Source organism: Burkholderia sp. BCC0044 (assembly GCF_902832955.1).
Lineage (GTDB): Bacteria > Pseudomonadota > Gammaproteobacteria > Burkholderiales > Burkholderiaceae > Burkholderia.
Genome location: NZ_CADFDO010000007.1, coordinates 232879 through 255455, shown reverse-complemented (window position 1 = coordinate 255455; position 22577 = coordinate 232879). Strand labels below are relative to the sequence as shown.

The following is a 22577-nucleotide window of genomic DNA, read 5'->3' as shown; positions in this document are numbered from 1 at the left end:
CGTCGAAGGGGCACAAGGACGGCCCGCGGGCCGTCTTTTTTCGCCCCGCGCGGTGCAGTGCCGCCGGATGACGTCTTAAAATGGCGGTTTCAGGGCGCCGCGGCTCCCGTTTCATTCAGTGAGAGCGAAATGAGCACCAAAGTTTTTGTCGACGGCCAGGAAGGCACCACCGGCCTCAAGATCTTCGAATACCTGTCGGCGCGCAGCGACATCGAGATCCTGCGCATCGATGAAGCGAAGCGCAAGGACGTCGACGAGCGCCGCCGCCTGATCAACGCGTCGGACGTCACGTTCCTGTGCCTGCCGGACGTCGCGTCGCGCGAATCCGCCTCGCTCGTCGAGAACCCGAACACCACGCTGATCGACGCGAGCACCGCGTTCCGCACCAGCGCCGACTGGGCCTACGGCCTGCCCGAGCTGACCCGCGCGCAGCGCGAGAAGATTCGTACGTCGAAGCGCATCGCGGTGCCCGGCTGCCACGCATCGGCGTTCGTGCTCGCGATGCGTCCGCTCGTCGACGCGGGCATCGTCGCGCCGACGTTCGCCGCGCACAGCTACTCGATCACCGGCTACAGCGGCGGCGGCAAGTCGATGATCGCCGAGTACGAAAGCGCGGCGCCGGGCGGCAAGCTCGCGAGCCCGCGCCCGTACGCGCTCGGCCTCGCGCACAAGCACCTGCCGGAAATGGCCGCGCACACGGGCCTCGCGCACGCACCGATCTTCACGCCGATCGTCGGCCCGTTCCTGAAGGGCCTCGCGGTGACGACCTACTTCACGCCCGAGCAGCTCGCGAAGCGGGCGACGCCGCAGGACGTGCAGCGCGTGTTCGCCGAGTACTACGCGGACGAAGCGTTCGTGCGCGTCGCACCGTTCGACGCGGAAGCGAACCTCGACGGCGGCTTCTTCGACGTGCAGGCGAACAACGACACGAACCGCGTCGACCTGTTCGTGTTCGGCAACGCGGAGCGCTTCGTCACGGTCGCGCGCCTCGACAACCTCGGCAAGGGCGCGTCGGGCGCCGCGATCCAGTGCATGAACCTCAACATCGGCGCGGCCGAGGACGCGGGCCTCAAACGCTGATTCAACATCGCACGCCATGCAAAGCCGGCCATTGGCCGGCTTTTTATTTATCCGTATCAGGCAATATAGAAAAACGCCGGCTCGCGCATTTACAAATATTTACAAGCTTTCCATTGCGAGATTACAGGCGAATTAATCCACCCCCTTCCTTATCCAGTCAATCCCGAATAGGGATAAACCGGATACCCGTCGATTTAAACGCTGCCGTTATACGCAGGAAGGCGCTGCGAGAACGTGCCGGGCGTCACGCATCCCCCACTCCGGCAGCTTTCGGCAGCCTGTCTCGCGTTTAAATTCTTACTCATTGCCTTATCGGGCAAGGATTCAAATCGCGGATCCCGTTTCAATCGCCTTTTTTAGACGGGTTCATCAATTGACAGCAAAAACCCAGGCAGCGACATTAGCTCGCACAATTAAACGATTGGAGACAGCGGCATGTCGCACGCCTTATCGAAGGGGGTGGCAACGGCCTTTGCCATTGCCCCTTTCCTGGTTGCATGTGGTGGGGGGGACTCCGGCGGCGCGCTCGCGCCGATCAACGCGCCCCAATGTTCCGGCTCGAGTTGCGGCACGCAAGGGCAGCCGCCTTCGCAGCCCATCAACGGCGCACTGTGCCCGGCCAACGCGGATATCGTGAAGAGCACGTATCTCGGCGGCGCGGGTAGCGGCGAGATCGTCAGCGTCAACATCGACGCAGTGGCGATGACGTACACGCTCAAGTGGCTCGAATCGCCGATTCCGCTGAAGACGGGCACCGTCACGCCGAGCCGCGTCGGCACGACCATCACCGGCAAGGTCATCCATCCGCCGACCGGCACGCTGCCGACCGCCGAGCAGACGCGCTGCGCGTTCGTCCTCACGCCGGGCACCGGCCCCGCGCCGGACGGCTCGACCTATTCGACGGCCGCCGACTTCAACCAGGCGAACCCGCCGATGCTGCTGGTCGGCATGGGCGTGGCGGGCGGCGGCATTCCCGGCGCGACGATCCAGTACGACGGGCTGACGATCATCCCGGGCGTCGTGCAGAACGTCGGCCAGGTGCCGAACCGTCACTTCGACTTCTATCCGTTCCTCGGCTTCGCGAACACGACGACCGACCTGTCGAAGCTGCCGGGCACGTACAACGCGCTGCTCTACCACCTCGTGCCGTCGGGCAACTACGCGACGAAGGGCACGAACTCGAGCGAGACGTTCGACGCGAACGGCGCGTGCACGTCGAGCGGCGCGGGCGGCTGCCAGACCACCGGCGATCCGTGGAAGACGAGCGCGAACGGCGGCTACTTCGACAGCACGAAGGCGCCGCAGACGCTGCCGCAGACGCAACTGCCGATCGTCGGCGCGACCGGCAAGTCGGCGACCGCGCACATGGTGATCGGCCAGCTCAACGGCGCGACGGTGCCGGTGATCGTGCGCACGGGCAACGTCAACCTCGGCACGCCGCCGCTGCACCTCGACGCGCAGGTCGACGACGAATCGGGCATCGCGGTGCTCGGCGCGGCGACGGCGATCACGTCGGGCACGATCGACGGCGGCTACGCGGGCGCGGACTCGAACTTCAAGTACACGGCCGCGCTGATCCGCGGCGGCAACGCGTCGTTCATCAACCCGTCCACGCAGGCCGAGGAAGACGGCTTCACGCTCGACTACGGCCAGACGACGCCGGGCCTGCTGAACGCGAAGACCGCCCCGCCGAGCGGCGCGAGCTACCCGTCCGCGTCGGGCGTGGTGATCGCGACGGGCGGGCTGTACGCGGCGTTGATCCAGGGCACGGTGAACGGCGGCGTCACGTCGACGTCGGCGAATTCGACGACGTCGTCGACCCCGTACTTCGGCGTGGGCGCGCAAATCAGCAAGTAGCGATCGAGGACGCGGCGGCCGCCCTGCCGCCGCGTGACGCAGGAAACGCATGACGGCGCTCGGCACGGCGCAAGCAGCACGAGCACAACCAACAGAAGCGGCCGACAGGGAGCTGGCCGCCGCACAAAGACAAATCTGGAGGAGCAACATGAAGCGCAACCTCATTCTGGCGGCGGCCCTTGCCGCCCCCCTTCTTTCCGCATGCGGCGGCGGCAGCGACAACCCGCCCCCGCTCGTCGAAGACCGGCTTTGCCCCGCCACGCTCGACTACAACACCGTGTTTACGGGCGGTGCGGGCAGCGGCGAACTCGCGAAGGTCCAGCTCGACACGACCAAGATGACCTGGCAGGTCACCTACGTCGAATCGGCGGTGCCGCAAAAGACCGGCACCGTCACGCCGACCCGCGCGGGCACCGTCGACAGCGGCACGCTCACGCAGGAAACGCTGCTGCCGACCAACAAGCTGAACCAGTGCGCATTCCGCCTGAACGGCGCGAGCCTCGATGCGTCGCGTCCGGCGCGCATCTTCGTCGGCTTCGGCGTCGCGGGCGGCACGATTCCCGGCAAGGAGATCCAGTTCGACGGCGTGCTCGGCCAGGCCGCGGTGCCCGATACGAAATTCCCGTACTACCCGTTCATCGGCTTCTCGTCGATCGAAACCGACATCACGAAGGTCGCGGGCACGTACAGCCACATCGGCTTCGGCGAAGTGCCGTCGCAGAAATTCGGGCCGGCGTCGATCGACGCGAAGGTGACGATCAACGCGGACGGCACGTGGACCAAGTGCGACACGACCGGCCAGTTCGCCGGCGGCGCGTGCACGCAGCAGGGCACGAATTTCGTGCAGTCGGCCGACGGCAGCGGCGCGTTCCAGTCGAACAACTACGCGAGCCAGTTGAAGCCGACGCTGTCGGCCACGCCGCAGGGCAAGGGCTTCATGGTCGTCGGCAAGCTGCGCAACCAGCTCGTGCCGATCCTCGTGCGCACGGGGGTCGCGAACCCGAACCCGACGCCGGACAGCAACGGCGTGCCGGGCCTGACCGCCGACGACGAATCGAGCATCTCGATCCTCGCGCCGCAGACGGCGATCGCGGCCGGCTCGCAGAACGGTGAATACATCGGCGTCGACAGCCAGTTCGATTACCGGACCACTGCGCTGATCGACAAGCAGGCCACGCTGCTCGATCCGTTCCAGCCGTCGCAGGCGTCGCTCACGAGAGTGCTCGACCTCGACTACACGCAGAAGGTGCCGGGCACGGTCACGACGATCCACACGGGTTCGAGCAGCACGTCGCCGACCGGCAAGTTCATCTTCTCGGGTGGCGTGTTCGGTTTCCTCGACAACGCGGGATCGACGCCGTATTTCACGATCGGCGCATTCGTCCAGTAAGCGGAGGGGAAAAGCCGTGATGAAAAAAACCCTTCTCTGCGCGGCGGCCGGCGCCGCCGCCGTGGCGCCGCTCGCGGCGCACGCGCAGAGCGCCGGCAGCAACGTCGTCACGCTGGGCTGGTTCCACATCATGCCGCAGCAGAGCAGCACGCCGATGACGACCAACGTCGCACCGACGCCGATCAACACGCCGCTGCGGCTGCCGCCGTCGTTCACGTCGGCGGGCACCGGGCTGCACACGAGCGGCGCCGACACCGTCGGCCTGACGGTCAGCCACTTCCTGACCGATCACATCGCGGTCACGTCGGTGGCCGGCGTGCCACCGGTATTCAAGGTGTCGGGCCAGGGCACGATCAAGCCGCCGGGCCCTGCCGGCGCGCTCGGCACGCAGAACATCGGGCTGGCCTCGGTCAACCCGATCGTGAAGAGCGTGCGGCAGTGGAGCCCGGCGGCGATCCTGCAGTACTACTTCGGGGCGGCGAATGCGAAGTTCCGGCCGTTCCTCGGCCTCGGCGTGTCGTACAACTGGTTCAGCGACCTGCAGCTCAACACGAACTTCATCAAGCAGACGCAGGACAACCTCGGCGCGATTCTCGCGGCGGGCGCGGGCAAGCCGGGGACCACGTCGGTGGAAGCGAAGGCGTCGTCGTCGTGGCAGCCGGTGTTCAACGCGGGCCTGCAGTACAACCTGACGGAACACTTCGGTCTGGTCGCGTCGGTCACCTACATCCCGCTGAAGACGACGTCGACGGTGACGATCAAGGCGGCCGACGGCTCGGTGCTCGCCGAGTCGAAATCGGACCTGAAGGCGGACCCGATCATCAGCTACGTCGGGATGACGTACAAGTTCTGAGCGCGGCGGCAGCCGGCGAATGGATGGCCGCGACAAAATCGCAGGCAAAAAAAAGCCCGCCTAACCGGCGGGCTGAATCCATATCAGAGGAGACATGGAGGAGACAGGTGCAATCATATCGAATCGGTTTCCGCAATGCAACATTTCCGTAGAGAAAATAAGGATTTTCCCTCGAACGCAACCTCTAGTTCGCCGTCGCGGCACCTGACCCCTTTCCGTTCTCCCGGTCGAGCACCTCGCCCAGCGCGTCGCGCAGCAGCGCGACCGGCCGCATCAGCCGGCCCGGCAACGTGCCGTGCACGATCCACACGTTGATCCGCGTTTCCAGCCCCGCCGTTTCCACCACCCTCAGCGCATCGCGATGCGCGCTGCGCGCCAGCGCGTTCGGCGGCGCGATCCCGATGCCGGCGCCGCGCGCGACGAGCGACAACTGCAACTCCGAGCCGAATGCCTCGACCGCGACGTCGAACGGCAGCCCGGCCGCGCCGAGCGCGCGGCTCAGCGCCGAACGCATCCCGCAGCCGTCCTGGCTCAGCACCCACGGAAAACCCGACAGCGTGTCGAGCGACAACGGGCCGTCCGGCAGCGGGAAATCGCGCGCGGCCACGAGCACCGTCGGCTGCGTGGCGAGCAGCGTCGCCGTGAGCGTGTCGGGCAGCGCCGCGCTCGCCGGCGCCATCACGGTCGCGACGTCGAGCGCGCCGCGCTCGATGCCCTGCACCAGCGCCGGCGACCAGCCGGCCGTCACCCGCAGCGTGAGGCGCGGAAACGCGTCGCGCAGCCGGTCGATCGGCCGCTCCAGCGCGAGTTCGGACAGGAACGGCGGCACGCCGATGCGCAACTCGCCCGACGGCTCGCTGTCCGGCGCGCCCGCCGCCATCAGTTCGTCGACCGCGCCGAGCACGTTGCGCGCGAGCGCGTAGACGTCGCGCCCGGCCGCGGTCGGCTTCAGCGGCTTGCTCTGCCGTTCGAGCAGCGGCACGCCGAGCAGCGTTTCGAGGTTCTGCACGCGCCGCGTCAGACCCGGCTGCGTCAGGTGGAGCTTCGCGGCCGCGGCGACCATCGACCCGCTGTCGACGACCGCGACGAACGCCTGGAGATCACGCGTATTCAAAACAAACTCGCATAATCATGTTAGACATATTTCAATTGTCGCATAAACATCGGACACCTACGATGGGAGTTCCTTCGATCGCCACTCCAGATTTCCGATGAACTGCCCTGCCAATCGTTGCTCCGCCCCCGTTTCCCCGACCATCACCGCGCCCGCGCCGCCCGCACTGAGCACCGGCATGACGCTGTTCTTCGCCGCGACGGTCGGCGTGATCGTGATGGACCTGTTCGCCGCGCAGCCGTTGACCGGGCCGATCAGCGCGGACCTGCACCTGCCGCCCGGCCTCGCCGGCCTGGTCGCGATGCTGCCGCAGCTCGGCTACGCGGCCGGGCTCGCGTTGCTCGTGCCGCTGGTCGACCTGCTCGAGAACCGCCGCCTGATCGTCGCGACGCTCGCCGTCTGCGCGGCCGCGCTCGCGCTGCCCGCCTTCACGCAGTCCGGCACCGTGTTCCTGCTCGCGACGCTCTTGGCCGGCGCCGCGTCGAGCGTGATCCAGATGCTGGTACCGATGGCCGCATCGATGGCGCCCGAAGCGCAGCGCGGCCGCGCGGTCGGCAACGTGATGAGCGGGCTGATGCTCGGGATCCTGCTGTCGCGGCCGCTCGCGAGCCTGATCGCCGGGTCGGCCGGCTGGCGCGCGTTCTATCTGCTCGCCGCGCTCGCGAACGCGGCGATCGCCGTGGTGCTCGCGCTGCGCCTGCCGGCGCGCACGCCGTCGATCACGGCCAGCTACCGCGCGCTGCTCGCGTCGATGGGGCGGCTGCTCGCCGACGAGCCAGTGCTGCGCCGGCATGCGCTGTCGGCCGCGCTCGCGATGGCCGCGTTCAGCGCGTTCTGGACCGCCGTCGGGCTGCGGCTCGCGCAGCCGCCGTTCGCGCTCGACCTGCACGGCATCGCGCTGTTCGCGTTCGCCGGCGCGAGCGGCGCGATCGTCACGCCGCTCGCCGGCCGCGCGGGCGACCGCGGCCACGGCCCGGCCGCACAGCGGCTCGCGCACGGCACGATGCTCGCGGCGCTCGTCGTGCTCGGCGTCGCCGGCGCCGGCTGGTTCGGCTTCGATGCGCATGCGCATCGCGGCGTCGCGCTCGCGCTGCTGGCCGGCGGCGCGGCGCTGCTCGACGCGGGCGTGATCGTCGACCAGACGATCGGCCGCCGCGCGATCAACCTGCTGAACCCCGCCGCGCGCGGACGCCTGAACGGGCTGTTCGTCGGGCTGTTCTTCGTCGGCGGCGCGCTCGGTGCGGCGCTCGCGGGCAGCGCCTGGGCGTGGGGCGGATGGAGCGCGGTATGCGGCGTCGGGTTCGCGTTCGCCGGCGCGGCGGCCGTGTTCGGGCTGGTGGGGGGACGCGGGGCCGGCGCGGCGGCGTGGGATCGGCCGGGTGCGTGAGCAAACATGAGCGGGCATGAGCGCGCGTGATGCAAGCGGCGGTGAAGCGACGATGAATCAGCGCCAAAAAGCCGAACGCCCCGCCCTCTCGCGAGGGACGGGGCGTTCGGAGCGCCGGCGTCGCGTCGGAATCAGTGACGAACCAGCGCCATCATCGCGCCGAAGCCGACGAACAGCCCGCCCGTCAGCCGGTTGAACAGCTTCGCGACGCTCTGACTCTTCAGCGTGGCGCCGATGCGCGTGCCGAACGCCGCGTAGACGAGATACCAGCTCACCTCGATCACCGCGAACGTGACGACGAGGATGCCGAACTGCGGCAGCGTCGGCTCGGCCGCGTTGATGAACTGCGGCAGCAGCGCGGCCGCGAACAGGATCGCCTTCGGGTTGCTGCCCGCGACCAGGAAGCCGTTGCGGAACAGCGCGACGCGCGAGGCCGATGCCGCTTGCGACGACACCGCCTCGACGTCGGCCGCCGGCGCGTCGTCCACGCGGGCGCGCCACGCCTTCACGCCGAGATAGATCAGGTAGGCCGCGCCCGCGAAGCGCAGCGCATTGAACGTCGCCGGCCACGCTTCGAGCACCGCGCCGAGCCCTGCCGCGGAAACCGCGAGCATCAGCACCAGCGCGCTCAGGCAGCCGGCCATCGTCGCGGACGAGCGCCGCAGCCCGTGCCGTGCGCCGTGCGTCATCACGAGCAGCATGTTCGGGCCCGGAATCGCCGACACGACGAACACCGTCGCCACGAAAAGCCACCACGTATGCAAGTTCATGCCTGCCTCTGCCTGGAAATGTAGGGAAAACGAACCGCCGATTATGCCGTGCGGGTCGCCCTTCTGTCGCGTGTCAGCGGCCCGCGCGGCGCAGCGCGACCTCGCCGAGCACCGCGAAATCCTGGTCGCCGCCGCCGTGCGCGAGCGCGTCGAGCAGGCTGTCGCGCACGACGCTCGCCACCGGCAGCGGCACCGACGTCGCGTCGCCGGCCTCCAGCGCGAGCCGGACGTCCTTCAGCCCGAGCCGCGCCTTGAAGCGCGCGGGCTCGTAGCGCCGCTCGGCGATCATCGCGCCGTAGCCTTCGTAGACGGGCCCCGGAAACACGCTGCCGGTGATCACGTCGAGGAAATCGCGCATCGCGACGCCGTGCGCGCCGAGCAGCGCGGACGCCTCGCCGAGCGTCTCGATCGCGGACGCGAGCGTGAAGTTCGCGGCGATCTTCGCGACGTTCGCGTGCTGCGGCAGCGAGCCGAACCGCCAGGTCTTCTGGCCGATCGCGTCGAACAGCGGCTGCACGCGGTCGATCGCCTCGGCCGGGCCGCCCGCCATGATCGTCAGGCGCGCGGCGGCCGCGACGTCGGGCCGCCCCATCACGGGTGCGGCGACATAGTCGATGCCGCGCGACGCGTGCGCGTGCGCGAGCGATTCGGCGAGCGCGACCGACACCGTCGCCATGTTCACGTGGATCAGCCCGCGCGGCGCCTGGGCCAGCAGCGCGTCGTCGAACACCGCGCGCGCGGCCGCATCGTCGCCGAGCATCGAGAACACCGCGTCGCCGCGAAACGCGTCGGCCGGCGTGTCGACGACCTGCGCGCCGAATGCCGCGAGCGGCTCGGCCCGCTCGCGCGACCGGTTCCAGACCCGCACCGTGTGGCCCGCCTTCAGCAGGTTCGTCGCGATCGCCTGCCCCATTTCGCCCAGCCCGATAAACCCGAGATCCATGTCCTGCTCCTTCGCTCCGTGAAGCCGCGAGTTAAACACAGATGCCGGCGCGCTGCAGCGCCTGCCGCCGGCCGGGCGCGGTGCGATACTGCCCGGATGGCGACCGCGACCTTCCGCTTTCACGGCGAACTGAACGCCTTTCTCGCGCGTCCGCAGCGCGACCGGGCGTTCGCGCATGCGTGCGCCCGCGATGCGACGGTCAAGCATGCGATCGAGGCGCTCGGCGTCCCGCATACCGAAATCGGCCGGCTGTGCGTCAACGACGCGCCGGCCGCGCTCGACCGGCCGCTCGACGACGGCGACCGCGTCGAAGTCTTTCCCGAACGCGTACGGGCCGCAGCCGACGGGGCGAGCGGGCGGCCACCGGCGTCATGGCGCTTCGTCGCCGACGCGCATCTCGGCGGCCTCGCGCAACTGCTGCGCCTCGCCGGCTTCGACACCTGCTACGACAACCACTACCGCGACGACGAACTCGCCGCGCTCGCCGAACGAGAGCACCGGATCGTGCTGACGCGCGACCGCGAGCTGCTCAAGCGGCGCGCGGTCGTGCGCGGCTGCTATCTGCATGCGCTGCAGCCGGCCGAGCAGTTGCGCGAACTGTTCGAGCGGCTCGATCTCGCGCCGCACATGCGGCCGTTCCGGCTGTGCCTGCGCTGCAACGCGCCGCTGCATCCGCTTGACGCGGCCGCCGCCGCGCCGCGCGTGCCGGCCGGCGTCCGGCAGCGGCACCGGCGCTTCGCCGCGTGCGACGTGTGCCGGCGCGTGTTCTGGGAAGGCTCGCACTGGCGGCGCATGCGCGCGGCGGTCGACGCGATGCGCATGCCGCCGCCCGTGCGGGTCGACGAACCGGGCGGACCCGACGAATTCGGCGGCTGAAAAGACAAAACCCCGCATGCCGGAGCATGCGGGGTCGGCCGACCGATGGCCGGCAACGCCGGCCGTGGCGGCAGAACCGCTTAGTTCTGCGTGCCTGCGTCGTTCGTGCCGGCGGCCGATGCGGCTGCAGCCTTCGCCTGGCCTTTCTTCGAACCGTGGTGCTTCAGCGCATGCTTCGGCTTGCTGTGATCCTTCTTGGCCGGTGCCGGCGCGGCGGCCGACGTGTCGGCTGCCGGCGCGGACGCCTGTGCGAATGCCGAAACCGATGCGAGCGCGAATGCCGCGGCGATGATCGAAGCGAGCGTCTTCTTCATTGTTCTTCCTTTAGCGGAGAAAAAATCAAACGTACCGGTAATCAAAGATGCGAGGCATTCGCACCGGAGCCCCAGGCCGCGAGGCCGGCTTTCGCCGTTCCGTCGCGACAAAACCTGACGCACTGGTTCCATAACGCACCGCGTTCGCGGCAAGTTGACACGTTGCTTGCATCCTCGGGTTTCCCCGGGGGCCGGCGCGTCAGCCGGCGCCGGCAGGCCGGACAGGCCGCCGCCGCCCGGCCCCGCAAACCGGCTCGCGCGGCGCCGGGGCGACGCTTATACTGGCGTCCATCCGTCCCCTTCCCCGGAAACCGGATCGCGGCCGGTCGCACGACCGCCGCCGTCTCGAGGCGCTCAAATTGCCCGATCACAATCTGGACAAACTGAAAATCGACCGGCGTCCGATCGCCCCGGTGCCGCGCCGGCGCCGCTGGGCGCGCTATGCGGTCGCCGCCGCGTTCGTCGTCGTCGCGATCGTCGCCGGCCTCGCGCTCACCGGCCGGCCGACCGTCGACACCACGTCTGTCACGTCCGCCTACCCGTACCAGAACGACACGCAACTCAACGCGACCGGCTACGTCGTGCCGCAGCGCAAGGCCGCAGTCGCGTCGAAGGGCCAGGGGCGCGTCGAATGGCTCGGCGTGCTCGAAGGCACGCGCGTGAAGCAGGACGAGATCATCGCGCGGCTCGAAAGCAGCGACGTGCGAGCGTCGCTCGCCCAGGCGCGCGCGCAGGTGCAGGTGTCCCGCGCGAACCTCGGCGTCGCACAGGCGGAACTGAAGGACGCCGAGATCGCGCTGCGCCGCACGTCCGCGCTCGCGCCGAAAGGCGCGGTACCGGCCGCGCAGCTCGACACCGACACGGCGCGCGTGAACAAGGCGCGCGCGACGCTCGACAGCGACCAGGCCGCGATCGTGTCGGCCGAGGCGAACGCGCAGGCCGCGCAGGTCGCGGTCGACCAGACGGTAATCCGCGCGCCGTTCGACGGCATCGTGCTCGCGAAGCATGCGAACGTCGGCGACAACATCACGCCGTTCTCGTCCGCGTCGGACAGCAAGGGCGCGGTCGTGACGATCGCCGACATGGAGACGCTCGAGGTCGAAGCCGACGTCGCCGAATCGAACATCGCGAAGATCCGCGCCGAGCAGCCGTGCGAGATCCAGCTCGACGCGCTGCCCGACCTGCGCTTCGCGGGCCGCGTGTCGCGCATCGTGCCGACCGTCGACCGCTCGAAGGCCACCGTGCTCGTGAAGGTGCGCTTCGTCGACCGCGACGAGCGCGTGCTGCCCGACATGAGCGCGAAGATCGCGTTCCTGTCGAAGCCCGCGACCGCGCAGGACCGGCAGCCGGTGACCGCCGTGCAGGCGAGCGCTGTCGTGGAGCGCGACGGCCGGCCGGTCGTGTTCGTCGTGAAGGACGACGCCGTGCATGCGGTGGCCGTGACGAAGGGCGCGCGGATCGGCGAGCTCGTCGCGGTGCGCGGCGTGACGCCCGGCGACACGGTCGTGCTCGCGCCGGGCGCGAAGCTGAAGGACGGCGCGAAAGTGACCGTCGCGAAGAAGTAGCGCGCGTGAACGACTCCCCGCCGCCCCTCGTCGAACTCAGCCACGTCGCGAAGTCGTACCGGCGCGGCAACCAGATCGTGCCCGTGCTGACCGACATCACGCTCGACATCGGCGAAGGCGACTTCGTCGCGCTGATGGGACCGTCGGGCTCCGGCAAGAGCACGCTGCTGAACCTCGTGGCCGGCATCGACCGGCCCGACAGCGGCGAGCTGCGCGTCGGCGGCCTCGACATCTCGCAGCTCGCCGAGGCGCAACTGGCCGAATGGCGCGCGGCGAACGTCGGCTTCATCTTCCAGTTCTACAACCTGATGCCGGTGCTCACCGCGTTCGAGAACGTCGAGCTGCCGCTGATGCTCACGCACCTGTCGCGCCGCGAGCGGCGCGAGCGCGTCGAGCTCGTGCTCGACATGGTGAATCTCGGCGACCGCACGAGCCATTACCCGTCCGAGCTATCGGGCGGCCAGCAGCAGCGTGTCGCGATCGCGCGCGCTGATCACCGATCCCGTGCTGATCGTCGCCGACGAGCCGACCGGCGACCTCGACCGCGCGTCGGCCACCGACGTGCTCGCGATGCTGCAGCGGATGAACGCCGAGCTCGGCAAGACGATCATCATGGTGACGCACGATGCGCATGCGGCCGGCGCCGCGCGCTCGCTCGTCCATCTGGAAAAAGGGGAACTGATCGATGGGCACGCCGGCTGAGCGGCGGCGGGAGCGCGCGCGATGTTCGTGCTGAAGCTGATCGCGCGCAACGCGCTGCGGCACCGGCTGCGCACGCTGCTGACCGTGCTCGGGCTGACCATCGCAGTGCTTGCGTTCGGGCTGCTGCATACGGTGGTCGACGCGTGGTACGCGGGCGCGGCGGCAGCCTCCAGCGGCCGGCTCGTCACGCGCAACGCGATCTCGCTGGTGTTTCCGCTACCGGTCAGCTACGAGAACCGGATCCGCGGCGTCGACGGCGTGACGGCCGTGGTCCGCTCGAACTGGTTCGGCGGCATCTATCGCGACCCGAAGAACTTCTTCGCGAGCTTCGCGGTGTCGGACAACTATCTCGACCTGTATCCCGAATTCATCCTGCCGGCGCAGCAGCGCGCCGACTACGACCGCGACCGCCGCGGCTGCCTCGTCGGCCGCCAGCTCGCGACGCAGTTCGGCTTCAAGGTCGGCGACGTGATCCCGCTGAAGGGCACGATCTATCCGGGCACGTGGGATTTCGTCGTGCGCGGGATTCTCGACGGCCGCGACGATTCGACGATCACGCGCCAACTGGTGTTCCACTGGGATTACCTGAACGAGACGGTGCGCAAGCGCACGCCGAAGCAGGCCGACCAGGTCGGTGTGTTCGTGCTCGGCGTCGCGAACCCGGACGACGGCGCGTCGATCGCGCGCAACGTCGACGCGGTGTTCAAGAACTCGCTCGCCGAAACGCTGACCGAAACCGAGCAGGCGTTCCAGCTCGGCTTCGTCGCGATGTCGAACCAGATCATCGCGGCGATCCGCCTCGTGTCGTACGTGGTGATCCTGATCATCATGGCCGTGATGGCCAACGCGATGGCGATGAGCGCCCGCGAGCGCACGGCCGAATACGCGACGCTGAAGGCGCTCGGCTTCGGCCCCGGCTTCCTCGCGCTGATCGTGTTCGGCGAATCGGTCGTGATCGCGGTGGCCGGCGGCGGGCTCGGGATTCTCGCGACGCCGCCCGCCGCGAGCCTGTTCAAGCAGGCGGCCGGCGGCATCTTCCCGGTGTTCAAGGTGTCGACCGAGACGGTCGCGCTGCAGGCCGCGTGCTCGGTCGCGGTCGGCTTCGCGGCCGCGCTGGTGCCGGCGTGGCAGGCGGCGCGCGTACGTGTGGTCGAAGGCCTGCGGGCGATCGGGTAGAGAGACGCGCATGGCGATTCCGCTCACCTACATCGCACGCAACCTGTGGACCCGGCGGCTCACCACCGCGTTGACCGCCGGCGGGATGGCGCTCGTGATCTTCGTGTTCGCGACGGTGCAGATGCTCGATGCCGGCCTCACGAAAACGCTCGTGTCGACCGGCGAACCCAACAACGCGGTGGTGATCCGCAAGGGCGCCGAGACCGAGATCCAGAGTTCGATCGACCATCAGCAGGCCAATGCGCTGGAGATGCATCCGGCCGTCGCGCTCGGCCCCGACGGCCGGCCGCTCGTGTCGAAGGAAGCCGTCGTGCTGATCTCGCTCGTGAAGACGTCGACCGGCAAGCCGTCGAACGTCGTGATCCGCGGCGTGTCGCCGGCCGGCCTCGCGCTGCGGCCGCACGTGAAGCTCGTGGCCGGCCGAATGTTCGCGCCCGGCTCGTCGGAGATCGTCGTCGGCAGCGCGATCGCGAAAGGCTTCAGCGGCACCCAGCTCGGCGACAGCCTGCATTTCGCGCAGCGCGACTGGACCATCGTCGGCATCTTCGACGCGGGCGGCAGCGGCTTCGATTCGGAGATCTGGGGCGACGTCGACCAGTTGATGCAGTCGTTCCGGCGCACCAGCTATTCGTCGATGGTGCTGCGCATCCCGAGCGCGGACGGCTTCACGCGCTTCAAGGCCGACATCGACGTCGACCCGCGGCTGACCGACGAGGCGAAACGCGAACAGACGTTCTACGGCGACCAGTCGAAGGCGCTGTCGACGTTCATCAACATCCTCGGCATCACGCTGTCGACGATCTTCTCGATCGCCGCGATGATCGGCGCGATGATCACGATGTATGCATCGGTCGCGAACCGCGTGGCCGAGATCGGCACGCTGCGCGCGCTCGGCTTCAAGCGCACCAACGTGCTCGCCGCGTTCCTGCTGGAGGCGCTGCTGCTCGGCTTCGTCGGCGGCGTCGCGGGGCTCGCGTGCGCGTCGCTGATGCAGTTCGCGTCGTTCTCGACGACCAACTTCCAGACCTTCTCGGACCTGTCGTTCCGCTTCGTGCTGACGCCCGCGATCGTCGTGAAGACGCTCGTGTTCTCGCTCGTGATGGGGCTCGTCGGCGGGTTCCTGCCGGCGATGCGCGCCGCGCGGCTGAAGATCGTCGACGCGCTGCGCGCGCAGTGACGCGCGCCGCCGCCGCTCGCGTTCAACCTTCGCGCGGCACCCACGCGCCGTGGAACCCGGCCGGCACGCGGCGCGGCAGGTGCACGGTCGCGACCGGCCCCGCGTCGATCGCGCGCGCATCGAGGATCACGACGTCGCTCGTATCCGTCGCCGCGCGGTAGACCACCACCAGCAGCCAGCCGTCGTCCTCGTCGGCGCCGCCCGGGCGCGGCACGAACACCGGCTCGCCGTTCTGGTCGCCGGCCGGCACCGCGTAGTGCATCGTCGTGCCGCGCGCGTGGTCGAAGCGCATCACGCCGCGCATTTCCGCGTTGTTCGGCTGCTCGACCGCATACAGGTAGCGGTAGCCGCGCCCGGTCCGGCTTTCGTTGATGCGCGGCAGTTCGATGCCGCCGTCGGCGAGCGGCCCTTCGTCGATCAGTCCGTTCGCCGTGTCGATCACGTAGCGCCACAGCTCGCCGACCGGGTTGGCGGCGAAGCGGCCCGTGCGCGCGTCGAGCCGCAGGAACGACGGATAGCGCACCGCGTCGAGCACGATGCACGACGCGTCGCAGTCGTATGCGTTCACGACGTGCTGGATGAAGCACGGCTCGACGCCGAACCAGCGCACGTCGCCGCCGTGGCGCGGCAGCACGCCGATGCGCGCGGGCCGGTCGTCGTGCCAGCGCAGCGGCATCCGGTGGCCCTGCTTCAGCAGCGAGAAGTCGTAGCCGACGTTCAGGTCGAGCAGCAGGCTGCGGGTTTCGGTGATCGCGAGGTCGTGCATCATCGACGGCGCGCTCAGGTCGATCTCGAGATCGACGCGCGGCACGCCCTGCGCATCCGCGACGCCGTAGCGCAGCCACGGCGCCCGCCAGTCCGCGCGGAACGTGATCAGCTCGCCGGTCACCGGGTCGACCTTCGGATGCGCGGTCATCGCGCCGCCGAAGCCCGCGTGCCGCGCGGGCACGCCGAACGAATCGAGCGCGGCGGTGATCGCGAGCGGCGCGCCGCCTTCGGCCAGCGCGAGCAGTTCGCCCGCATGCTGCAGCACGTTCACGTTCGGATTGGTGTCCGGCAAATCCGCCGCCTGCCCAGGCGCGTGGACCGCGGCCCAGCGCCGCGTGCGCGCCCAGCGGTTCCGGTAGCCGGCCGCGCGGCCGTTTTCGAACGCGATCGCATGCAGCATCGCGGCCTCCGGCCACCACGACAGCATGTCGTTGCCTTCGAAGCGGCCGCCCGGCGGGTTCGGGCCGTTGCGCAGCAACGTGCCGTCGAGTTCGCGCGGAATGGCGCCCGTTACGCGCAGGTCGACGATGTCGACTTCGTCGGCGACCGGCGCGAGCGCGCCGCGGTTCAGGTCGAATACGGTCATCGCGTCGGTGCTCCGTCAGCAGTCGTCGGCGGACGGCGGCAGGTCGCCGCGCGCCAAGGCGAGCGCATGGTCGCGTACGTCGTCGGGCCAATCGGCGATCAGCTCGGCCAGCCGTGCCGGATCGTTCGCATACAGCGCCCGCGCCGCTTCCTCGAAACCGGGCAGGTCGCCCGCCATCGCCGACATGAAGTGGTACGCGCGCGCCTGCGCGTCGCGGTGCCGGTCGGCCGCCGCGTGCGTGCGCCGCGCGTCCTCGACGAGCTTGCGCAGCGCGACCGACGCGCCGCCCGGCTGCGCGCCGAGCCATTCCCAGTGACGCGGCAGCAGCGTGACCTCGCGCGACACCACGCCGAGCTTCGGCCGGCCGCGGCCGCGCTGTTCGCCCGCGCCTGCGCCCGCGCCGGCCGGTTCGCCGGCAGTCCCGGACGCGTCGCCCTGAGCAGCCGCATAGCGCGCGCGAATGTCGTCGGCCGTGCCGCGCAGGTCGAGGTCGATCGAGCGGCCGGTCGCGTCGTCGAAGATCAGGATCGTGCCGGGCGTCGCGTCGCCGGCCGCCTGCCGGACCGCGAGCGCGACCGTCGCGAGCGGGCCCGATGCGAGCCGCCGATGGCCGTCGAAGGCCGTGTACGAAGGGAGAAGCGTGGAAGAAGTCATCGTGGTCGCCCGCAGGCTGGAATCGGAATGACGCTATTTTTATCCGGGTATTAATTGGATGTCAATATTATCCGGGTAAAAATTGTCGCCATCTTCATCGAATTTCCTCCTGCGGGCGCGACCATGGCGGCCAATCAGATCGCCCGCGCCGGCGCCACGATCCCGCGCGCACTGGCCAGCGCGTCGTCGAGCGACACATGCCCTTCGAACGCCGACGACGCCGGCGGCGGCAGGTTCTCCTCGATCGCGTGCGCGAACTGCACGCCGGCATCGTCGGCGAGCCGCGCGCGCAGCGCGGCGACGCGCGGGAACGCATCGCGCTCGAACACCCCGTGATAGTCGGCCCAGCGCGCGATTCCCGTGAAGTACGCGTCGGCCAGCGTGCGTCGCGCGCCCAGCAGCCACGGGCCTTCGCCGCGCTCGAGCAGCGCTTCGAGCTGCCGGTGCGCCTTCAGCACCTTGCCGCGGCCGTACGCCTGCAGCGCCGCTTTCTCCGCGCCTTCGGTGTCGTGTTCGTACACGTACCAGAGCGCGCCGAACGCGTTGAAGAACGTCGTGTTCAGCCACGCCAGCATCCGGTTCAGCCGGTCGAAATCCGCGCTGCCCTGGCGAAACGCGAGGCCGCTATCGAGCGCCTGCGCGCCGATATGGCCGAGGATCGCGATGCTTTCGGTCAGCACGTCGCCGGCCGCGGTGACAAACGCCGGCGTCTCGGCGACGGGGTTCAGCACGAGGAACGCATCGCTCGTCACGGCGCCCGGCATCGTGATGCGCGACAGCCGGTACGGGCGGCCGGCCCATTCGAGCGCGACGATCGAGCCGAACGAGCAGCCGGCGGGAATACCGTAGAGAAGGATCGGGGACATCGGGGAATTCCGAGGAAGTTGAACGAGCAGTCATGCTCCCACGACGAACGATGACGCAGTAGCCGCTAAAATCGAAACTCGTCGTTTCCCCATATGGACGCTGGAAGTGAACCTGAACGATCTCTACCTGTTCGTGCAGGCCGTCGACGCCGGCAGCATGTCGGCGGCCGCGCGCCGGCTCGACCTGCCGAAATCGACGGTCAGCAAGCGCGTGGCCGAGCTCGAGCGCACGCTCGGCGCGCGGCTCGTACATCGCACGTCGCGCAGCTTCCGGCTCACGCCGGTCGGCGCCGAATTCTTCGAGCATGCGCGCGCCGCCGTGATCGAGGCCGAAAGCGCGCGCGACGCGGTGCTGCGGCAGGCCGCCGAGCCGGCCGGCGTCGTGCGGATCACGAGCTCGGTGCCGGTTGCGCAGCACATCCTCGCGCCGTGCCTGCCGGCGCTGGCGATCGCGCATCCGAAGCTGCTGCTGCAGATTCATGCGAGCGACCGCCTCGTCGACATCGCGCAGGAAGGCTTCGACATCGCGGTGCGCAGCCATTTCGCGCCGCTGCCCGATTCCGCGCTCGTGCAACGGCCGCTCGCGGCGTCGCCGATCGTCGTCGTGGCCGCGCCGGCCTATCTCGCGCGGGCCGGCACGCCCGACACGCCGGCCGATCTCGCGCAGCACGACGGGCTCCACCCGGGCCCGCAGCCATGGCGGCTGCAGCGCGGCGGCGACGCCGTCGACGTGACGCCGCGCCTGCGGCTGCAGGCCGACGAATCGACACTGCTCCTGCAGGCAGCGACGGCCGGCCTCGGCCTCGCGTGCCTGCCTGACTGGATCGCGGGCACCGCGCTCGCGTCCGGCGCGCTCGTGCGCGTGCTGCCCGGCTGGTGCGCCGGCACCGTCACGACGACGCTGCTGATGCCGCACCGGCGCGGCCAGTTGCCCGGCGTGCGCGCCGCCGTCGAGTTTCTCGCGCAGCACGTCGCGCGCGATCACGGCAGCGGCGCGGACGACGCACACGCATGACCGCGCATTGCGTTCGATCGATTCAAATGCTGAATCGATCAAGTCAGCAATTGGCATGAAAGCGCAAATATCGACATGACAGAATGGCCCGGACGCCCTGCCTGCCTCGGCGTCCGGTGCCCGGCCCCCGCCGGCGGCATCAACACACAACATGCGCGCACCCGATGCGCCAGCCGCCCGGCGGCACCTTCCGCCCTTCGGAGGAGACAAGTCATGAATCCGCTTCACGCGCTGCCGGCGTCCGCGTCGGCAACGGCCCGGCGCACCCGCGTACGCTGGCTGGTGCTGACCGTCCTGTTCGCGGTCACGACGATCAACTACGCGGATCGCGCGGCGATCGCGATCGCCGGCCCGAGCCTCGCCCGCGCGCTGCACCTCAGCCATGTGCAGATGGGCTTCATCTTTTCCGCGTTCGGCTGGTCGTACGTGATCGCGCAATTGCCGGGCGGCTGGCTGCTCGACCGCTACGGATCGCGCATCGTCTACGCATTCAGCATCTTCTTCTGGTCGCTGTTCACGCTGCTGCAGGGCGGGATCGGCTTCTTCGGCGGCGCGGCCGCGTTCGCGCTGCTGTTCGGGCTGCGCTTCCTGGTCGGCGCGGCCGAGGCGCCGTCGTTCCCCGCCAACAGCCGGATCGTGTCCGCGTGGTTCCCGGCCTCGGAGCGCGGCACCGCGTCGGCGATCTTCAACGCCGCGCAGTACGCGGCGACCGTCGTGTTCGCGCCGCTGATGGGCTGGCTCGTGCACGCGTTCGGCTGGCAGTCGGTGTTCGCGGTGATGGGCGTGCTCGGCTTCGCGTTCGTGCTGGTGTGGAACCGCACGATGTACGACCCGAAGGCGCACCCGACCATCAACCGCGCGGAACTCGACTACCTCGCCGAAGGCGGTGCGCTCGTCAACATCGACCAGGCGACCGGCGGGCGCGACGGCGGCCCGTCGATGCGCCACGTGAAGGCGCTGCTGCGAAACCGGATGCTGGTCGGCGTGTACGTCGCGCAGTACTGCATCAACGCGCTCACCTACTTCTTCATCACGTGGTTCCCCGTCTATCTGGTGCAGGCGCGCGGGATGTCGATCCTCAACGCGGGGCTCGTCGCGTCGATCCCGGCCGTGTGCGGCTTTCTCGGCGGGATTCTCGGCGGCGTCGTGTCCGATGCGCTGCTCAAGCAGGGCCGCTCGCTGTCGGTCGCGCGCAAGGTGCCGATCGTGATCGGCATGCTGCTGTCGATGTCGATGATCGTCTGCAACTACACCGATTCGCACGTGCTCGTCGTGCTGTTCATGGCGCTGTCGTTCTTCGGGAAGGGGCTCGGCGCGCTCGGCTGGGCCGTCAACGCCGACACCGCGCCGCGCCAGATCGCCGGCCTGAGCGGCGCGCTGCTCAACACGTGCGGCAATCTTTCCAGCATCACGACGCCGATCGCGATCGGCTATATCGTCGACCGCAGCGGCTCGTTCAACGGCGCGCTCGTCTATGTCGTCGCGCACGCGCTCGTCGCCGTGATCTGCTACCTGTTCGTCGTCGGCGAGATCCGCCGCGTCGAGCTTCAATGAACGGCGCGGGCCGCGCCGGCGCGTCCGGCGGCCCGCACGCCAACGGAACCAGGAGCGAACCGATGTCCGAACCCCGCCGTGCCGGCACCCCGCGCGTCACGCGCATGCAGGTGATTCCCGTCGCCGGCCGCGACAGCATGCTGCTCAACCTGTGCGGCGCGCACGCACCGTACTTCACGCGCAACCTCGTGATCCTCGACGACAGCAGCGGGCACACGGGCGTCGGCGAAGTGCCGGGCGGCGAAGGCATCCGCCACGCGCTCGAGCGCATGACGGATCTCGTGGTCGGCCAGTCGATCGGGCGCTACCAGGCGACGCTCAACGCGGTGCGCGCGGCGCTGTCCGGTGCGGGTGCCGGCGGCGGCCGTACGATCCGCCACGAAGTGACGTCGGCCGGCGAGGCGGCCGTGCTGCGCCAGCCGCACGAGATCAACCTGCGGCTCGACAACGTGATCACCGCGATCGAAGCCGCGCTGCTCGACCTGCTCGGCCAGCACCTCGACGTGCCGGTCGCGGCGCTGCTCGGCGAAGGCCAGCAGCGCGACGCGGTGCCGATGCTCGCGTACCTGTTCTATATCGGCGACCGGCGCCGCACCGATCTGCCGTATCGCGACGAGGCGCACGCGTCGGACGCCTGGTTCCGGTTGCGCAACGAGGCGGCGCTGACGCCGGCCGCGATCGCGCGGCAGGCCGAAGCCGCGGTCGAGCGCTACGGCTTCGCCGATTTCAAGCTGAAGGGCGGCGTGATGGCGGGCGCCGACGAGATGGAAGCGATCGCGGCGATCAAGGCGCGCTTTCCCGACGCGCGCACGACGCTCGACCCGAACGGCGCGTGGTCGCTCGACGAGGCCATCGCGCTGTGCCGCGGGCAAGGCCACCTGCTCGCGTACGCGGAAGATCCGTGCGGGCCGGAAGGCGGCTATTCGGGCCGCGAGGTGATGGCCGAATTCCGCCGCGCGACGGGGATTCCGACCGCGACCAACATGATCGCGACCGACTGGCGGCAGATGGATCACGCGGTGCGGCTGCAGGCGGTCGACATTCCGCTCGCCGATCCGCATTTCTGGACGATGCAGGGCTCGGTGCGGCTCGCGCAGCTGTGCCGCGACTGGGGGCTCACGTGGGGCTCGCACTCGAACAATCACTTCGACGTGTCGCTCGCGATGTTCACGCATGCGGCGGCGGCCGCGCCCGGCACGATCACCGCGATCGACACGCACTGGATCTGGCAGGAAGGCGACGCGCGGCTCACGCGCGAACCGCTCGCGATCGTCGAAGGCAAGGTGGCCGTGCCGGAACTGCCGGGGCTTGGGATCGAGCTGGACATGGCGCAGGTCGAGGCTGCGCATGCGCTGTACAACGCGGTGGGTGGTACGGCGCGCGACGATGCGGTGGCGATGCGGTATCTGGTGCCGGGGTGGACTTATGATCCGAAGCGGCCGAGTTTGGGGCGGGGGTGAGGGGACCGCTGGCGGCGGACGATGGTTGCCAAACGCGGAAAACGGCCGCATCCTGCGGCTGCCCGAATCCGGCCGCACTGCAACCGGTTCGGCACGCCTCCGTCCGACAGAACAACAACCGCTCGCCATGACGTCTCCCGATCCAAGCCTGCGACAGGTCATCGTCCTCGTCCCCTACTCGCTGCTGTGCCTGCCTGCGAGCATCACCGTCGCGGGCTACGCCGCGCTCGTGAAGACGCGCGACATTTCGCACTTCGAGGGCGGCGCCGGTTACGCATGGCTCTGGCTCACGATCGTGCTGACGCTGGTGTTCTATCTGCTGGGAATCGGGATCGGCTTGCTGCTGCGGAAAAGACCCGCAATTCTGGTGGCCATCATGGTGGCATTTGCTGCGTTATCGGTGCCGACGCTCAAGGCCGCCCACGAGTTGCTGAGCTAGCCGGTGCAAAGAACGTGAAGCTTGCCGCCGT

The 22577-nt window shown here is 69.4% G+C and carries 20 protein-coding genes and 1 pseudogene; 14 read left to right on the top strand and 7 right to left on the bottom strand.

Annotation, left to right across the window (positions count from 1 at the left end; all coding sequences use genetic code 11):
- Positions 1-129: 129 nt before the first annotated feature.
- From argC to HWX14_RS32935, 4 genes are all read left to right on the top strand, one after another.
- Positions 130-1080: an N-acetyl-gamma-glutamyl-phosphate reductase gene (gene argC, locus HWX14_RS32950; protein WP_175886336.1), complete on the top strand. Its 951-nt coding sequence runs from the start codon at positions 130-132 to the stop codon at positions 1078-1080.
- 435 nt (positions 1081-1515) lie between these two features.
- On the top strand, positions 1516-2937 hold the full coding sequence (locus HWX14_RS32945) for a DUF2957 domain-containing protein (protein ID WP_175886335.1): 1422 nt from the start codon (positions 1516-1518) through the stop codon (positions 2935-2937).
- Positions 2938-3085: 148 nt separating this feature from the next.
- The gene (locus HWX14_RS32940) at positions 3086-4327 is read left to right on the top strand and encodes a DUF2957 domain-containing protein (RefSeq protein WP_175886334.1); all 1242 of its coding nucleotides are present in this window, start codon (positions 3086-3088) and stop codon (positions 4325-4327) included.
- A 19-nt stretch (positions 4328-4346) separates the two neighbouring features.
- The gene (locus tag HWX14_RS32935; protein ID WP_175886333.1) at positions 4347-5180 is read left to right on the top strand and encodes an OmpW family protein; all 834 of its coding nucleotides are present in this window, start codon (positions 4347-4349) and stop codon (positions 5178-5180) included.
- Positions 5181-5364: 184 nt separating this feature from the next.
- On the opposite strand, the gene HWX14_RS32930 is transcribed toward HWX14_RS32935, so the two are convergent.
- Positions 5365-6294 carry a LysR family transcriptional regulator gene (locus HWX14_RS32930; protein ID WP_175886332.1) on the bottom strand — a complete coding sequence of 310 codons (930 nt, stop codon included), beginning with the start codon at positions 6292-6294 and terminating at the stop codon, positions 5365-5367.
- Positions 6295-6391: 97 nt separating this feature from the next.
- Between HWX14_RS32930 and HWX14_RS32925 the strand changes: the two genes are divergently transcribed.
- Positions 6392-7681, top strand: a complete 1290-nt coding sequence (locus HWX14_RS32925) for an MFS transporter (protein WP_175886331.1) — start codon at positions 6392-6394, stop codon at positions 7679-7681.
- 131 nt (positions 7682-7812) lie between these two features.
- Here HWX14_RS32925 and HWX14_RS32920 read toward each other — a convergent pair whose 3' ends face one another.
- Positions 7813-8451 carry a LysE family translocator gene (locus HWX14_RS32920; RefSeq protein ID WP_175886330.1) on the bottom strand — a complete coding sequence of 213 codons (639 nt, stop codon included), beginning with the start codon at positions 8449-8451 and terminating at the stop codon, positions 7813-7815.
- A gap of 73 nt (positions 8452-8524) precedes the next feature.
- Entirely contained in the window at positions 8525-9571 is a 1047-nt protein-coding gene (locus HWX14_RS32915) for an NAD(P)-dependent oxidoreductase (protein ID WP_279611853.1), read from the bottom strand.
- Between HWX14_RS32915 and HWX14_RS32910 the strand changes: the two genes are divergently transcribed.
- Positions 9491-10270, top strand: coding sequence for a Mut7-C RNAse domain-containing protein (locus tag HWX14_RS32910; RefSeq protein ID WP_175886328.1), 780 nt, complete (start codon positions 9491-9493; stop codon positions 10268-10270). The genes HWX14_RS32915 and HWX14_RS32910 overlap by 81 nt on opposite strands.
- Before the next feature lie 80 nt (positions 10271-10350).
- Here the strand turns inward: HWX14_RS32910 and HWX14_RS32905 are convergent, their stop codons facing one another.
- Entirely contained in the window at positions 10351-10584 is a 234-nt protein-coding gene (locus HWX14_RS32905; RefSeq protein WP_175886327.1) for a hypothetical protein, read from the bottom strand.
- 359 nt (positions 10585-10943) lie between these two features.
- Between HWX14_RS32905 and HWX14_RS32900 the strand changes: the two genes are divergently transcribed.
- From HWX14_RS32900 to HWX14_RS32885, 4 genes and pseudogenes are all read left to right on the top strand, one after another.
- Complete coding sequence (locus HWX14_RS32900; RefSeq protein WP_175886326.1) at positions 10944-12149, top strand: efflux RND transporter periplasmic adaptor subunit; 1206 nt, start codon at positions 10944-10946, stop codon at positions 12147-12149.
- A 5-nt stretch (positions 12150-12154) separates the two neighbouring features.
- Positions 12155-12851, top strand: a pseudogene (locus HWX14_RS32895) (ABC transporter ATP-binding protein).
- Between the two features lie 21 nt (positions 12852-12872).
- Positions 12873-14027: an ABC transporter permease gene (locus HWX14_RS32890; protein WP_175886325.1), complete on the top strand. Its 1155-nt coding sequence runs from the start codon at positions 12873-12875 to the stop codon at positions 14025-14027.
- Between the two features lie 10 nt (positions 14028-14037).
- Entirely contained in the window at positions 14038-15204 is a 1167-nt protein-coding gene (locus tag HWX14_RS32885) for an ABC transporter permease (RefSeq protein ID WP_175886324.1), read from the top strand.
- A gap of 22 nt (positions 15205-15226) precedes the next feature.
- Here the strand turns inward: HWX14_RS32885 and HWX14_RS32880 are convergent, their stop codons facing one another.
- From HWX14_RS32880 to HWX14_RS32870, 3 genes are all read right to left on the bottom strand, one after another.
- Entirely contained in the window at positions 15227-16558 is a 1332-nt protein-coding gene (locus HWX14_RS32880; protein WP_175886323.1) for a carotenoid oxygenase family protein, read from the bottom strand.
- Positions 16559-16573: 15 nt separating this feature from the next.
- A complete protein-coding gene (locus HWX14_RS32875) occupies positions 16574-17212 on the bottom strand; it encodes a DUF2239 family protein (protein ID WP_175886322.1) in 639 nt (212 codons plus the stop codon).
- 134 nt (positions 17213-17346) lie between these two features.
- Complete coding sequence (locus HWX14_RS32870; RefSeq protein WP_175886321.1) at positions 17347-18078, bottom strand: glutathione S-transferase; 732 nt, start codon at positions 18076-18078, stop codon at positions 17347-17349.
- Positions 18079-18184: 106 nt separating this feature from the next.
- Here HWX14_RS32870 and HWX14_RS32865 point away from each other — a divergent pair, with 106 nt between their 5' ends.
- From HWX14_RS32865 to HWX14_RS32850, 4 genes are all read left to right on the top strand, one after another.
- Positions 18185-19093, top strand: coding sequence for a LysR family transcriptional regulator (locus HWX14_RS32865; RefSeq protein ID WP_244130395.1), 909 nt, complete (start codon positions 18185-18187; stop codon positions 19091-19093).
- 213 nt (positions 19094-19306) lie between these two features.
- The gene (locus tag HWX14_RS32860; RefSeq protein ID WP_175886320.1) at positions 19307-20647 is read left to right on the top strand and encodes an MFS transporter; all 1341 of its coding nucleotides are present in this window, start codon (positions 19307-19309) and stop codon (positions 20645-20647) included.
- A 62-nt stretch (positions 20648-20709) separates the two neighbouring features.
- Positions 20710-22107: an enolase C-terminal domain-like protein gene (locus HWX14_RS32855; protein ID WP_175886319.1), complete on the top strand. Its 1398-nt coding sequence runs from the start codon at positions 20710-20712 to the stop codon at positions 22105-22107.
- A gap of 25 nt (positions 22108-22132) precedes the next feature.
- Complete coding sequence (locus HWX14_RS32850; protein WP_244130394.1) at positions 22133-22546, top strand: hypothetical protein; 414 nt, start codon at positions 22133-22135, stop codon at positions 22544-22546.
- Positions 22547-22577: the final 31 nt, after the last annotated feature.

What these genes read in the sequence shown, in the direction of transcription:
- HWX14_RS32855 (WP_175886319.1), top strand. Translation starts at nt 20,710, where the DNA reads ATGTCCGAACCCCGCCGTGCCGGCACCCCGCGCGTCACGCGCATGCAG.
- HWX14_RS32940 (WP_175886334.1), top strand. Translation starts at nt 3,086, where the DNA reads ATGAAGCGCAACCTCATTCTGGCGGCGGCCCTTGCCGCCCCCCTTCTT.
- HWX14_RS32945 (WP_175886335.1), top strand. Translation starts at nt 1,516, where the DNA reads ATGTCGCACGCCTTATCGAAGGGGGTGGCAACGGCCTTTGCCATTGCC.
- HWX14_RS32870 (WP_175886321.1), bottom strand. Translation starts at nt 18,078, where the DNA reads ATGTCCCCGATCCTTCTCTACGGTATTCCCGCCGGCTGCTCGTTCGGC.
- HWX14_RS32875 (WP_175886322.1), bottom strand. Translation starts at nt 17,212, where the DNA reads ATGACTTCTTCCACGCTTCTCCCTTCGTACACGGCCTTCGACGGCCAT.
- HWX14_RS32910 (WP_175886328.1), top strand. Translation starts at nt 9,491, where the DNA reads ATGGCGACCGCGACCTTCCGCTTTCACGGCGAACTGAACGCCTTTCTC.
- HWX14_RS32920 (WP_175886330.1), bottom strand. Translation starts at nt 8,451, where the DNA reads ATGAACTTGCATACGTGGTGGCTTTTCGTGGCGACGGTGTTCGTCGTG.
- argC (WP_175886336.1), top strand. Translation starts at nt 130, where the DNA reads ATGAGCACCAAAGTTTTTGTCGACGGCCAGGAAGGCACCACCGGCCTC.
- HWX14_RS32915 (WP_279611853.1), bottom strand. Translation starts at nt 9,571, where the DNA reads ATGCGCGAACGCCCGGTCGCGCTGCGGACGCGCGAGAAAGGCGTTCAG.
- HWX14_RS32890 (WP_175886325.1), top strand. Translation starts at nt 12,873, where the DNA reads ATGTTCGTGCTGAAGCTGATCGCGCGCAACGCGCTGCGGCACCGGCTG.
- HWX14_RS32860 (WP_175886320.1), top strand. Translation starts at nt 19,307, where the DNA reads ATGAATCCGCTTCACGCGCTGCCGGCGTCCGCGTCGGCAACGGCCCGG.
- HWX14_RS32935 (WP_175886333.1), top strand. Translation starts at nt 4,347, where the DNA reads ATGAAAAAAACCCTTCTCTGCGCGGCGGCCGGCGCCGCCGCCGTGGCG.
- HWX14_RS32885 (WP_175886324.1), top strand. Translation starts at nt 14,038, where the DNA reads ATGGCGATTCCGCTCACCTACATCGCACGCAACCTGTGGACCCGGCGG.
- HWX14_RS32880 (WP_175886323.1), bottom strand. Translation starts at nt 16,558, where the DNA reads ATGACCGTATTCGACCTGAACCGCGGCGCGCTCGCGCCGGTCGCCGAC.
- HWX14_RS32925 (WP_175886331.1), top strand. Translation starts at nt 6,392, where the DNA reads ATGAACTGCCCTGCCAATCGTTGCTCCGCCCCCGTTTCCCCGACCATC.
- HWX14_RS32905 (WP_175886327.1), bottom strand. Translation starts at nt 10,584, where the DNA reads ATGAAGAAGACGCTCGCTTCGATCATCGCCGCGGCATTCGCGCTCGCA.